The organism is Chryseobacterium oryctis (assembly GCF_025971925.1).
GTDB lineage: Bacteria > Bacteroidota > Bacteroidia > Flavobacteriales > Weeksellaceae > Chryseobacterium > Chryseobacterium oryctis.
This window is the reverse complement of the sequence record NZ_JAPDHV010000001.1, coordinates 393,856-407,044: the sequence shown is the minus strand read 5'-3', so window position 1 is coordinate 407,044 and position 13,189 is coordinate 393,856. Positions and strand designations below refer to the sequence as shown.

General features: G+C 32.5%; 13 protein-coding genes and 1 pseudogene. 2 read left to right on the top strand and 12 right to left on the bottom strand.

What is annotated here, in order from left to right:
* Positions 1–5: 5 nt before the first annotated feature.
* From fmt to folK, 5 genes and pseudogenes are all read right to left on the bottom strand, one after another.
* Positions 6–953: a methionyl-tRNA formyltransferase gene (gene fmt, locus OH806_RS02030; RefSeq protein ID WP_264742010.1), complete on the bottom strand. Its 948-nt coding sequence runs from the start codon at positions 951–953 to the stop codon at positions 6–8.
* A gap of 124 nt (positions 954–1,077) precedes the next feature.
* Positions 1,078–2,982 (bottom strand): RecQ family ATP-dependent DNA helicase, encoded by a 1,905-nt coding sequence (locus OH806_RS02025; RefSeq protein ID WP_264742009.1) that lies wholly within the window; start codon positions 2,980–2,982, stop codon positions 1,078–1,080.
* 77 nt (positions 2,983–3,059) lie between these two features.
* A complete protein-coding gene (locus OH806_RS02020) occupies positions 3,060–4,511 on the bottom strand; it encodes an OmpA family protein (RefSeq protein WP_264742008.1) in 1,452 nt (483 codons plus the stop codon).
* Positions 4,512–4,590: 79 nt separating this feature from the next.
* Positions 4,591–5,697 (bottom strand): annotated as a pseudogene (locus OH806_RS02015) (OmpA family protein); the annotation flags it as partial.
* Between the two features lie 21 nt (positions 5,698–5,718).
* Positions 5,719–6,132: a 2-amino-4-hydroxy-6-hydroxymethyldihydropteridine diphosphokinase gene (folK, locus tag OH806_RS02010; RefSeq protein WP_264742006.1), complete on the bottom strand. Its 414-nt coding sequence runs from the start codon at positions 6,130–6,132 to the stop codon at positions 5,719–5,721.
* A gap of 20 nt (positions 6,133–6,152) precedes the next feature.
* Between folK and sppA the strand changes: the two genes are divergently transcribed.
* Positions 6,153–7,907, top strand: a complete 1,755-nt coding sequence (gene sppA / locus OH806_RS02005) for a signal peptide peptidase SppA (RefSeq protein WP_264742005.1) — start codon at positions 6,153–6,155, stop codon at positions 7,905–7,907.
* A gap of 83 nt (positions 7,908–7,990) precedes the next feature.
* Here the strand turns inward: sppA and OH806_RS02000 are convergent, their stop codons facing one another.
* From OH806_RS02000 to lnt, 6 genes are all read right to left on the bottom strand, one after another.
* A complete protein-coding gene (locus OH806_RS02000) occupies positions 7,991–8,245 on the bottom strand; it encodes a GlsB/YeaQ/YmgE family stress response membrane protein (protein WP_264742004.1) in 255 nt (84 codons plus the stop codon).
* A gap of 70 nt (positions 8,246–8,315) precedes the next feature.
* Positions 8,316–9,269, bottom strand: coding sequence for a signal recognition particle-docking protein FtsY (ftsY, locus tag OH806_RS01995; RefSeq protein WP_225719152.1), 954 nt, complete (start codon positions 9,267–9,269; stop codon positions 8,316–8,318).
* Positions 9,270–9,373: 104 nt separating this feature from the next.
* Positions 9,374–9,523, bottom strand: coding sequence for a DUF4295 family protein (locus tag OH806_RS01990; RefSeq protein ID WP_087712364.1), 150 nt, complete (start codon positions 9,521–9,523; stop codon positions 9,374–9,376).
* Between the two features lie 21 nt (positions 9,524–9,544).
* On the bottom strand, positions 9,545–9,727 hold the full coding sequence (gene rpmG, locus OH806_RS01985; protein WP_053327078.1) for a 50S ribosomal protein L33: 183 nt from the start codon (positions 9,725–9,727) through the stop codon (positions 9,545–9,547).
* Between the two features lie 6 nt (positions 9,728–9,733).
* Complete coding sequence (rpmB, locus tag OH806_RS01980) at positions 9,734–9,976, bottom strand: 50S ribosomal protein L28 (protein ID WP_002976757.1); 243 nt, start codon at positions 9,974–9,976, stop codon at positions 9,734–9,736.
* A 239-nt stretch (positions 9,977–10,215) separates the two neighbouring features.
* A complete protein-coding gene (lnt, locus tag OH806_RS01975; RefSeq protein ID WP_264742003.1) occupies positions 10,216–11,877 on the bottom strand; it encodes an apolipoprotein N-acyltransferase in 1,662 nt (553 codons plus the stop codon).
* A 56-nt stretch (positions 11,878–11,933) separates the two neighbouring features.
* Between lnt and OH806_RS01970 the strand changes: the two genes are divergently transcribed.
* Entirely contained in the window at positions 11,934–12,356 is a 423-nt protein-coding gene (locus tag OH806_RS01970; protein ID WP_264742002.1) for a VanZ family protein, read from the top strand.
* Here OH806_RS01970 and proC read toward each other — a convergent pair.
* Positions 12,337–13,140: a pyrroline-5-carboxylate reductase gene (proC, locus tag OH806_RS01965; RefSeq protein ID WP_264742001.1), complete on the bottom strand. Its 804-nt coding sequence runs from the start codon at positions 13,138–13,140 to the stop codon at positions 12,337–12,339. The two genes, OH806_RS01970 and proC, sit on opposite strands and share 20 nt — an antisense overlap.
* Positions 13,141–13,189 lie beyond the last annotated feature (49 nt).

Sequence of the window (13,189 nt, the reverse complement as noted above, 5' to 3'; positions counted from 1 at the left end):
ATTTATCAAGCCATTTTTATTTCGTCAAAATTTCTGAAACCGTTCAGAAAATCTTTTATATTCATTCGTTTTTTTCCTTCCAATTGCAGTTCTAAAGGATAGTATATTCCGTCTTGTGTGAAAATTTTAAATTCATTTTTTGAGATTTCTAAACTTCCGATTTCTCTTCCATGATTTGAAATTTCAAATTTTCCACCAAATATTTTTAATCCTTTTTCTTCTTCTCCAATTTTTAAAGTGGCGAAAGCAGCAGGATAAGGTGACATTCCTAAGATAAATTGATGAACAATTTTTGAGTTTTTTGTCCAGTCAATTTTGGTGTCTTCTTTAAAGATTTTAAAGGCATTTTTAGGATGTTCAACGTAAGGCTGAGGTTTTTCTACGATAGAGCCTTCAGAAAGCCCGTCAAGTGTTTTTACGACTAATTTTGAACCTATTTCCATTAATCTGTCATGCAGACTTCCTGCATTTTCATCAGGCAAAATTTCCAATTCTTCCTGAAGAAGGATATTACCTTCGTCGATTTTTTCATTAATGAAAAAAGTAGTTACACCGGTTTTTTCTTCACCATTAATAACTGCAAAATTAATAGGTGCAGCGCCCCTGTAATCCGGTAAAAGAGAGGCATGAAGGTTGAAAGTTCCCATTTTTGGCATTTCAAAAAGAACTTTAGGCATCATTCTGAAAGCTACAACCACAAAAACATCTGCATTCAACTTTCTTAATTCTTCTAAAAATTCGGGATTTCTCAATTTTTCAGGCTGAAAAACAGGAAGATTATTTTCTTCGGCATAGATTTTTACGGGAGACTGATTGATTTTTTGTCCGCGTCCACTTGCTTTATCTGCAACGGTAACAACACCCACTACTTCATGATGTGATTGGTGAATAGCTTCCAACGAAGTTTTTGCAAACTCCGGAGTTCCTAAAAAAACTACTTTCAATGATTTCATAGTGCAAAGATAAGTGTTATTAAAGGATATAAAAAGTAAATGTTGGAATTGATATTTTGTCTGTGAATCAAAATAGAGTGAATCAAAATAAAGAATTTCTCCTTTTGTCAAAAAAGAAATATAATTATGCTAACATATACGTTCGGAAATTTTGCATTTTCACTTTTCCGGAATCTAAAAGATAAATCAAATTTTCTAAAATATTTTCTTTTGGATGATAACTAAGCTGTACCGAAATTTCTTCTATTGTAGCCGGGTTTTTAGACAAAATATCAATGATTTGTAAAGAAATGTTTTGTCCGCCTAAAATTGACTGTTTTTTCCTTTCGCAAACAGTGCATTGCACACAGTTTTTGGTGTCTTTTTCTCCAAAATAAGAAAGAATAAGTTTCATTTTACAATATTGGTTGTCTTCAATATAAAACTTCATTTCTTCCCATTTTTGAATTTTATTTTTCTGGATATGCTCAAAAAGTTTCCAATAAGCATTGTTGATGGCTCTTTCGTCTCTTGGTTTTAAGAATTTTACACTAGATAAAGCGCCATCAATATATTCAAGATATCCTTTTTGCTGAAGTTCTTTTAGCCTTTCTTTAATCAAATGAACACTTACTTCAATTTTATTACTCACTTGTTGTTCGCTGAACATTACTTTATGAGTTGTGATTCCTGAAATAGTTCTTAATAATAGTTCGATAAAATAGGCATCTTTTTGTGGAAGCTGATCTATTTCATCACTTTTTATCAGCAGTTCTAAAGATGATAAAGATTTATTATCATTGAAATAAATGATTTCCTGATTATGCAGGAAAGTCAAAATGTTATTAATCTTTGCTTTGGAAAGATTTGTGAAATTTTGTATTCCTGTAAGGTTTAATTGGAATGTTTTTTCGGGTAATTCAAATTCTGCAACCTGAAAAATAGAGTAGAGGTAAGATATAACCTTTAAATACTCAGCTTTATTAGGGGTTTGGTTTTTTAAAATTTGGTCAAAATTTGACAACTCCTGCTTATTCCAAAGAAGGAAAGCAAAGCTTTTTTTACCGTCACGTCCGGCTCTTCCTATTTCCTGATAATAATTTTCGATAGAAGGAGATGGGGAGAAATGAATGACAAAACGGACGTTGTCTTTATCGATTCCCATCCCAAAAGCATTGGTCGAAATCAAAACATTTTGGTTGCTGTTTTTCCAAATATTCTGCTTTGTATTCTTTTCTTTAGTAGTTAATCCGGCATGAAAAAAGTCTACATTTTTTAATTGTTTTTGATGTAGAAACTCTGTTAATTGTTCTGCTTCTTTTCTTGTTCGAACATAAACAATACCTGAATCAGTAGCATATTTTAAAATATCAAGAACTCTTTGGTATTTATCGGAAACTTCTTCTGTAAAAATTTTAATATTATCTCTTTTAAAACTTCTTTGGAAAATAGTAGGATTTTTAAGCTCTAATTTTGTTTTAATTTCATCTAAAACTTTAGGTGTAGCTGTAGCCGTTAAGGCAAGACAAGGGATTTCGGGATTGTTTCTTCTAAAATCTTTAATGTTTTGATAACTAGGTCTAAAATCCTGTCCCCATTCTGAAATGCAATGAGCTTCATCTACTGCAATAAAAGAAAACTGAATTTCCTGTATTTGCTGCAAAAACTGTATGTTTGTTAGTCTTTCAGGAGAGATATATAATAATTTTGTAATACCATCTTTACATCTGTTATAAATAACTTCAGCATCAAAATCATCCAATTCGGAAGATAGATATTCAGCTTCAATTTGATGATATTTTAATTGATTAACTTGATCTTTCATTAAAGCTAAAAGCGGAGAAATGACTAGGCAAACTCCTTCTTTTAAAAGTGCCGGAAGTTGATAACAAAGAGACTTTCCCGCTCCGGTTGGCAAGAGAGCAAGAGTGTCTTTTCCATAAATTATGGAATCTATAATCTCTTCTTGAGAATCTCTAAAGTTATCATAACCCCAAAAATGTTTTAGGGTTTCATATTTTAGCTTTTGAAAATCAGTTGGGGAAATCATGGAGTAAAAGTAAGGAAACTATCACAACAAAAAAAGTCACGCATTGCGTGACTTTTATATAATTTAATAATTGTAAATTATTTTGCTTCAAAGTAAACTCTTCTGTTTGCTCTGTTTTTCCATTCAGGACATTTAGTTGCAGGCTCACACTCTGGGTATTTAAGGTCTTTTTCACCTCTACCAATAGCGTTAAGTTTTCCTGATTCTGCACCATTCTTGATTAAATAATCTTTAACGTTATTAGCTCTTCTTTCAGATAGTTTTTGGTTATAAGCATCTTTACCTCTTGTATCTGTAGCTCCAACTACAGTATATGATCCGTTTGAAGAATTAATATAGTTAACAGCATTATTCAAGATAGGAGTATTAGAAGGTAAAATTCTATCAGAATTTAAATCAAATTCAATTCCTTCTAAAGTTCTTTCAGTCTCTTGTATTGGTCCAGCAGGAGCTGTTGTAGGACAACCGTTGTTTTCTACAGGCCCAGGAACAGTTACACACTTATCGTGAAGATCAATTACTCCGTCTAAGTCAGTATCAAGAGCAACACCAGCACCATCAACTCTTGCACCAGCAGGAGTATCAAGTTGTCTATCCCAATCATCACAAACTCCATCATTGTCAGCATCTCCTTTTTTACAAACTTCAATATCTTGGTTTTTGTTAGCCAAAACATCTAGCTTATAATAAATTTCCTGAAGAGGATCATGCCACATTAAGTGAGATTCGTGTTTTCCTAGTTTTAAAGTAAGACCCAAAGTTGCGTTGAAGAAGTTATCAGAAACTTGCTCTTCACGTTGGTTGATTGCACTGTATTTATCTCCTCCACCATCGAATTCATCATCACCAGTCATTACATACATTACTCTACCTTCAATATCAATTCTGTTGTTTACTTTGTATTTAAGACCTGTACCCGCCTGAGCAAACATTGAACCTAATTTGAATGGTTTTACTTCAGTTGCTAACCTTTGACCAGCAGCATCTTTTTGATATGCTCTATAAGCAATAGTACCAAGACCAGCATAACCATGTAATGCCCATCTGAAAGGAGAGTGGTTATCAACTCTTCTCAACAAATTTGAGAAATTGATGTCTCCTAAAATAGAGATTGCATCATATTGAGTTCTAGCTCCTACTTGCTGATAAGGTAGGTTGTTTGGAACAGATTCCTTAGTATTAAACCATCCTTGTCTAGTTTCACCTCTGTCGTATTGTAGTTTTAAACCAAAAGCATGTGTAATTGCTTTGTCAATACTTATATAAGCTGAATAACCAAAAAGGTTTTTACCGTTACCATTTTTTATAGACGTTAAGTCTGCAGACTGCATTAATGGTACACCAGCACCTGCAGAAATCGACCAATCATTAAATCTTTTAGATTTATTGGTAAATGGGGAAACATTAGCAGACCCTGAAGAAAATGTATTTGGATATTCTCCATTTGAAGAAACTGCCGTTGAGTCTTGTGCAAAGCTCACTGTTGGTACAGCTAATGCAAATGCAACAATTGCTAAACTTAATTTCATAGTGTATTTTTATTTAGTTAATTAAATGATTTCTTTTTTTATTAAAATAAAAATTTATTTATTTTAAAATCCTTTTTTACTTGTTCGTTGGGCAGCCGTTATTTTCAACAGGACCTGGAACTGTAACGCATTTGTCATATAAATCGATAACGCCATCAAGATCCATATCTAAAGCGACACCAGAACCATCAACTCTTGCACCAGCAGGAGTATCAAGCTGTCTGTCCCAATCGTCACAAACTCCATCGTTATCATTATCTCCTTTTTCACAAACTACAAGATCTGTAGTAGCATTTTCTAAAACATTAGTTCTGTAATATGCTTCTTGTAGAGGGTCATGCCAAGCTAAATGAGACATATGTTTACCCAATTTGAATGAAACACCAAGGTTAACAGTCCACATATTATCTGAACGTCTCTTGTTTAGCATGTTGTATTTTGATACCGTATTCGGGTCATAGTCTCTTGGACCAGCCCATCCACCTCCATCGAACTCATCATCACCACTGATGACATACATTGTTCTTGCTTCAATATCAATAAGTTTTGAAACTTTATATTTTAAGCCTAAACCAAGTTGATAATAAATTGAGTTTATATCAATTTTTTGCTCAATAAATAAAGGAACTCTCTTAGGTACATCACTATATCTGTATTCGTTGTTGTCATACAGGGATGTATCATAACCCAATAACCCAATCCCAGCATAACCATGTAGAGCCCATCTGTAAGGAGAATGATTATCAACTCTTCTCAACAAGTTCGAGAAATTGATATCCCCTAACAATGCAATTTGGTTATACTTAGTTTTTGCAGTTCCAATACCTCCAAGCTCTCCTGCAACACCTGGTAGTTGTGCTTTTTGAGTGGTTTCACCTCTCTGATAGATAAGACTTAATCCAAAAGTGTGAGTGATTTGCTTATCAATACTTACATAAGTATTGTATCCCCAATTTACTTTTTTGTCATAAATAGATTTAAGATCAGAGTGTACCATAAATGCTGCACCACCACCAACTGAGATAGACCAATCATTGAATCTTCTCGATTTGTTGTTGAAAGGTTGAACATTGGCAGAACCTGAAGAAAATGTATTGGGATATTCATTTGTAGAACTAACTGCAATACTATCCTGTGCATAAGTAGCAATAGGAAGGGCGGCCAATAATAATAAACCTAATTTCATACAATATGTTTTATGTTTTATTTATAAATCTTTTAATAATACTCTAGAAAACTCTCTTTCAAATAGATGTTTCTTATGAGGTATTTCCAATCTTTCAGATGTGAAATTTAATTCATCATATTTAATGATATCAATGTCTATTACTCGATCTGTGTACCCTCCAATAGCTTTTGAATCATTAATTCTCCCCATTTCAAATTCAATACTTTTAACAAAATCAAGTAGTTGAATAGGTGAAAGACTTGTAGATATTATTGATGCAATATTACAAAAAATATTGGAACTGACAAATTCTACAGGTTGTGATATTAAAAATTCACTTAATTTTAATATTTCAATTCCACTTTTTCTTATTGTGTCTAGGGCTGTTTCTAAATTTTTTTTTGTATCACCAATATTACTTCCAAGTAACAAAATGACTTTATGTTGCGACATATTAGAAAATGATTGATTTTATGAAAAGTTTCTTTAAAAATGTATTGGCAAATATAGTTGCAATTGTGATATTGTGTGCTGTATTTTTCATCTTTTTCATTATGTTGCTTGTCTTTAGCTCAATGGGGAATGATAAATCTGTTTCTGTGAAAAAGAATTCTGTATTAACGATTAATTTGAATACAAATATTATTGATAGCCCGACAGAAGAGGAAAATGAATTGTTCAATATTGGAAATCAGAATAAAAATGTTTTGGTTTACGATGTTCTTGAGGCTATTAATAAGGCAAAAACTGATGATAATATTAAAGGTATAAGTATTGAAGCAGATAATATTAATGCAGGGCTTACCCAAATTGATGATATTAGAAGTGCAATAGAAGATTTTAAGAAAAGCGGGAAATTTGTTTATGCATATGGTAATGGTGTTTCTCAAGGTTCTTATTATTTGGGAACTGTTGCTGAAAAATATTTCCTTCATCCTGCCGGAATGATTGATTTAAAAGGTCTGGCTACAGAAGTGACTTTTTTCAAAGATTTTGCAGAGAAATACGGTATAGGAATTCAGGTTATTCGTCATGGAAAATTCAAATCTGCTGTTGAGCCTTTCCTAAGAAATGATATTTCTCCAGAAAATAAAGAACAATTAAGTACTTTACTGAATGATATTTGGAAAAATACATCATCAAAAATGGCTATGTCTAGAAAAATCGATACAGCTCAGTTCAGAGTTGTGGTTGATAGTTTATATGGAATGATTCCGGATCAGAGTTTGAAATATAAGCTTGTAGATAAACTGGCTCAGAAAAGTGAGTATGATGAATTGCTAAGGACAAAATTAGCTCTTAAAGAAAAAGATAAATTAAACAAAATTTCTCTTTCCAATTATATCAAATCTTTCTCTAGTGATGAAAAGTCAGGAGATAAAGTGGCTATATTATATGCCTCAGGTTCTATAAATAATGGAGATAAGTATAATGATATTTTTTCTGAAAAATATGTTAAGTATATTAAAGATTTACAGGATAATGATAAGGTGAAGGCTGTTGTTTTAAGGATTAACTCTCCTGGAGGAAGTGCAAATGCTTCAGACGAAATTTTATTTGAACTTCAAAAACTGAAAAAGAAAAAACCGTTGGTAATTTCATTTGGTGATTATGCTGCGTCAGGAGGATATTATATTGCAATGGCTGCTGATAAGATTTATTCTGAGCCTAATACACTTACGGGTTCTATCGGGGTTTTTGGTGTGATGCCTTATTTCAAAGATATAGCTAATAAAAATGGAGTTCGTTCTGATATTGTAGCAACTAATGCTAATTCTGCTTATTATTCAAGTTTAAACGGAATTACACCTTATGGAGTGACTCAGATTACAAGAAGTGTAGAAGGTACTTATAAAAGATTTGTACATTTTGTAACGCAAAATAGAAAGAAAACTTTTGAACAGATTGATGAAGTTGGAGGTGGAAGAGTATGGAGCGGTGTAAGAGCTAAGCAAATCGGTTTGGTGGATGAGTTGGGTACTTTGAATGATGCTGTAAAGTATGCGGCGGAAAAAGCGGGGTTAAAATCTTACAAGGTGTCTTCTTACCCTAAAAGAATGTCTGCTTTTGAACAAATATTCAGCAATTTAGATGAAGATAATATTTCAGCAAGAATAATTAAAAATAAAATAGGTAAAGCTAATTATGAAATTTTACAACAGATTACTAATGAAAAACTGAAATCTGAAGTGAAAATGGAAATGCCTTATCAGATAAAAATAGACTAACTAAATTATATATTGTACAAGAAACGCCGGATTTGAAATTTCAAATCCGGCGTTTTATTTTTTCAATTAAAGGTTAAGTTATTTTAGCCTTTCTTAGTAACCATTCCGTAGATCCAAAGAACGATTAACGCTCCTCCGACTGCTAATAACATACTTCTAAAATCGAAACTATCTGTAGTTCCCCATCCCAAAAAGCTGCCTATAAAGCCTCCTACGAAAGCTCCAACAATACCTAAAATAATAGTCATTAACCATCCGCCGCCTTGTGTTCCCGGCATAATAAGTTTAGCGATTGCTCCGGCAATAAGACCGAATATAATCCATGTTATAAATCCCATAGTTGCATTTTTTAAATTGTTAATATTTAATGAATTGTTTTTACTAATTTAATGAAAAACATGATATAAATCATCTTTTCTTAAAAAAAGAATCCACAAATTCTGTACCATTAAATAATTGTAAATCCTGCATCTTCTCACCAACACCTATATATTTTACAGGAATTTGAAATTGGTCTGATATACCAATTACAACACCTCCTTTGGCTGTACCATCAAGTTTTGTTACTGCTAAAGCATTTACTTCTGTTGCTGCTGTGAATTGTTTTGCCTGTTCAAAAGCATTTTGACCGGTAGAACCATCTAGAACCAATAAGATTTCATGAGGTGCATCAGGGATTACTTTCTGCATTACTCTTTTAATTTTAGAAAGCTCATTCATCAAATTAATCTTATTGTGAAGTCTTCCTGCTGTATCAATAATTACAACATCTGCATTTTGTGCGACAGCACTTTGTACGGTGTCAAAAGCAACAGACGCTGGATCCGAACCCATTCCTTGTTTTACGATAGGAACATCAACTCTCTCGCTCCATATTGTTAATTGATCAACAGCAGCGGCTCTGAATGTATCTGCAGCTCCTAAAACAACTTTTTTGCCTTCGGATTTAAATTGGTGAGCGAGTTTTCCAATGGTTGTAGTTTTTCCAACACCGTTTACTCCAACTACCATTATTACGTATGGTTTTTTTGAAGTATCTATATTTCCTGTTCCGGCGTGAGGATTTTCAAGAAGAAGCCCCGAAATTTCTTCACGAAGAATTTTATCAAGCTCATTTACTCCGACATATTTATCTCTTGCAACACGTTCTTCAATTCTTTCTATGATCTTGATGGTTGTAGATGCGCCTACATCGGATGCAATTAGTATCTCTTCCAAATCGTCAAGCACTTCATCATCTACTTTGCTTTTGCCGACTACGGCTTTTGTCATTTTTTCGAAAAAGCCTTGACTGGATTTTTCCAATCCTTTGTCTAGGGTTTCTTTTTCTTCTTTCTTGAAAATATTTTTAAACCAACTCATAGATTTTATAATATAAGATGTTGAATTATCTCTGTATACAACAAAGATAACAAAAAAACTACCCAAAAGCTGAGTAGTTTTTTATATTGTAAATAAAGTGTAGATTATTTTTTCAAATAACCGTCAACTTCGTCTGCATTCATTACTTTTTCTTCGAAAACGTAAGCACCCGATTTAGGAGACTTCACCATTTTCACAACTTTAGTCATTTTTTTAGACCCGGTTTGTAGGGTTGCTACTACTTTCTTTGCCATGGTAAATTATAATTTAATAAATTACTTGATTTCTTTGTGAACAGTATATTTCTTAAGAACAGGATTGTATTTTTTCAATTCCAATCTCTCAGTTGTGTTCTTTTTATTTTTTGTAGAAATGTATCTAGACATTCCTGGCATACCGCTCTCTTTGTGCTCTGTACATTCAAGGATTACTTGAACTCTGTTTCCCTTTTTTGCCATGATTTATTAATTCTTTTTAATCAATCCGTTTCTAGTAGCTCTTTCAATAGCTTCCTCGATTCCAATCTTGTTAATCACTCTCAATCCATGAGCTGATACTTTCAGTGTTACGTGCTTATCTTGCTCTGGAAGGTAAAACTTCTTCTCTAATAAGTTAATTTCAAAACGACGCTTCGTTTTGTTATTAGCGTGAGAAACGTTGTTACCAACCATTGCACGCTTTCCTGTTATTTGGCAAATTCTTGACATATCTCGATGTTCTTATTTGTACTATAATATTTGAGAGTGCAAAATAACAAAGAATTTTTGAGATAGACAAATGTTTTACAAAATATTTCGAATAACTTATTGATTAATAATCTTAAAATAAAGTGAAAATATTAGGTGAAAATTCTAACTATATACGATGGTAAATAGATTTTAATATATTGTATTTTCAATGCCTGTAACTCTCAAAGCTGTTATTCTTAAATAATAAAATTTGATTTCTAATTTTTCTTCATTTTACTTTGAAACCATTTAATAATGAAATAAAATAACAAAAATCCTAAAGCAAAAATTGAAATTCTTGAAAGCAAATCTCCGGCTCTTGTATAAAACGTCATCTTATCATAAAGATTCACCTTGGCAAATAAAGCCGTTTGGTCTCCATAAAAAGTATCTTCCATAATCTCTCCTTTTGCATTGATATGTGCGGAAATTCCGCTGTTTGCCGAACGTGCAATTTCTCTCCTCGTTTCTATGGCTCTCAGTTTTGCGTAAGATAAAAGTTGTTTGTGTCCTTCGGTAACGCCCCACCAAGAGTCATTGGTCATGATTCCTAAAAAGTTTGCTCCTTTTTTTACATAATCTGTCGTAAACTCTCCGTAAATGCTTTCATAACAAATTATTGGTGCAAATTTTCCTTTATTGTAAGGGTTTGAAAAAGCCACTCTTTCTTTGTCTGTTCCTAAAGAAGCAACTGTACCTCCCAGATTAAGCATTGCATCACCTAGAATAGGCTTTAAAATATTCATGTAAGGAAAGATTTCGACTCCCGGAACTAATTTTCCTTTGTGATAAACTTCTACTTTCTGATTAGGAATAATTTGAATGGCGGAATTAAAACTTTCAACCCAAAGCCCTTCATTCAGTTGATATGCTTCTTTGGGTAAATTGGTATTATTTAAGTAAAATTTATGCGAAGAAATTCCTGTTTCAAAAACTGAATTGGGATGTTTGGCAAGGAATTCTTTTATATTATTTAAAAGAAAACTCTTTTCAAAAGCTGTTTCTGAGATAGAGCCTCTTCCCGGAATGGCGGTTTCCGGAGCAATAAAATAATCTATCTTTTCTCCTCTTGAATCAGTCATTTTGAATAGATTCGAGTTTGATTCTGCAAGAGTTAATAAATCATTTAAAATTGTCAGGCTATCTTTAGAATATTTTTCTGCATAAGGGTCAAGATCGGGTTGAAGCAACAGTACATTTACCTGTCCGACAGGTTTTTCATTAAAATTATTGTATTTAATGATGGAGATTATCATCGGAATAACGATTAAACCGACTACAATTGAAGAGTTTTTGATTAAATCTTTTCTTTTTCTTCCTGCTTCCCAAGTTCTTATTGTGTAAAATATTAAGATGTTGATAAGCAAAATCCAAAAGCTGCCTCCAGTTGCTCCTAATGTGTCATACCATTGTATCAATTTAGGATAATCTGAGAAAACGTTTCCTAAATTCAGCCAAGGCCAAGTAAGCTCCCAATTGAGATGGAATTTTTCAAAACTCATCCAGATTGCTAATAAAAATCCTAATCCCCAATAGGTACCTTGTGCGTTTTTGTACCAATGATAACATTGGAAAACCAAAGAGTAGAGTAAAGAATTTACTAAAACTGGGAAGAGAACAGCCATTAAAGAATGGCTTCCGTCAGGATTTTTAGAGCCATACAACCAACCTGTTGTTATGATATTCCAGATAATAAAACAAAGGTAGGAAAGCCCGAAAACTATCCAGCCTTTTCTTTTATAATTTGAAAATTTTGATACTCCGTGTTCCATCATTAACAGAGGAACGAGAGCGAAAAATATAAAAAACGGAACACCATACGTTGGCCAAGAAACGGACAACAACATCGCTGAAATGAGCGTAAGTAAAACGTATTTCATTAAATTAATTTAATAAAACAAATTTAATGCTTTTGAAATGAATAAATTTGCATTTGATGTTAAAGAAATTTTATAAAATAATTATTCTTCCCTATACTTTATGTTTGCTTTATCTCATGCTTTTGGGATTTGGCAGAACGCAATATGATGAAAATGTCATCAGGATAAAACCTTTTTTATCTACATTAATGTTTATTGAAAATACATTTCGATTGAAAACCATCATTATTATTGTTTTAGGAAATATAATAATGTTTATCCCGTTTGGTTTTCTGGGCTGGATTTTTCCTAGACTAAATGATTTAAAAAGCCTTGTTTTTACCTTCGTTTCAATAATTACAATTGTAGAAGCGCTTCAGTATTTTACCAGAATGGGTATTTTTGAAGTAGATGATATTATGATGAATACTTTTGGAGTTTTCATCGGATGGAATATTTGTAAATTTCTTGAGAAAAGATTTAACCGTTTAGTTCTTTAGCGCGTTTTTCGGCATTTAAAATTCCTGTTTTTAAAATTTCTTTTAAATTATTTTCATTGAAACTTTTCAGGGCAGCTTCTGTGGTTCCTCCTTTTGAAGCAACATCTTTAATGAGTTCTTCCAGATTTTTATCTGAATTATTAATCAAATGATAGGCGCCAAGCATGGTTTGCTTTACGAAAAGTTTGGAAAGGTTTTCATCAATTCCCATTTCAATTCCTGCCTTGATCATTGCATCAATAATGTAGTAGAAATATGCAGGGCCGCTTCCGGAAAGAGCAGTAACTCCATCTAATAATTCTTCATTTTCCAAGTAGACAGACCTTCCGGTTGAGTTTAATAATCTTTCGATGTTAATCAATTGACTAAAAGAAATTCCTTCTGCAGAAGTATATCCTGTGATTCCCATTCCTAAAAGAGTAGGAGAGTTGGGCATTGCTCTTACCACAAGAGGATGGTTTAATAATTTTTGAATTTTCTCAATCTTGATTCCCGCCATAATGGATAAAACCATTTGATTTTCCTTCAGAGAAAAAGTGAAATTTTCTGCAACATGCTGGAAATCCTGAGGTTTTACCGCAATGATGATTAAATCCGCATCAAGCTCTTTCACCTCATCAAAAATTGAAATTTTAGAATGAGGAAATTCTTCTGATATTTTTGAAATTTTGTCTTTATTTCTCGTAATAAGGTGTAAATCAGTAGGTTTTATTAATTCGTATTTCAAAAATGACTTCGAAAAAGATAGTCCCATGTTTCCTGCTCCTAAAATTGCTATTTTCATATATGTTTTTTTATGTTGAAATAATAATTTTAGGCTAAAATAAAGAATT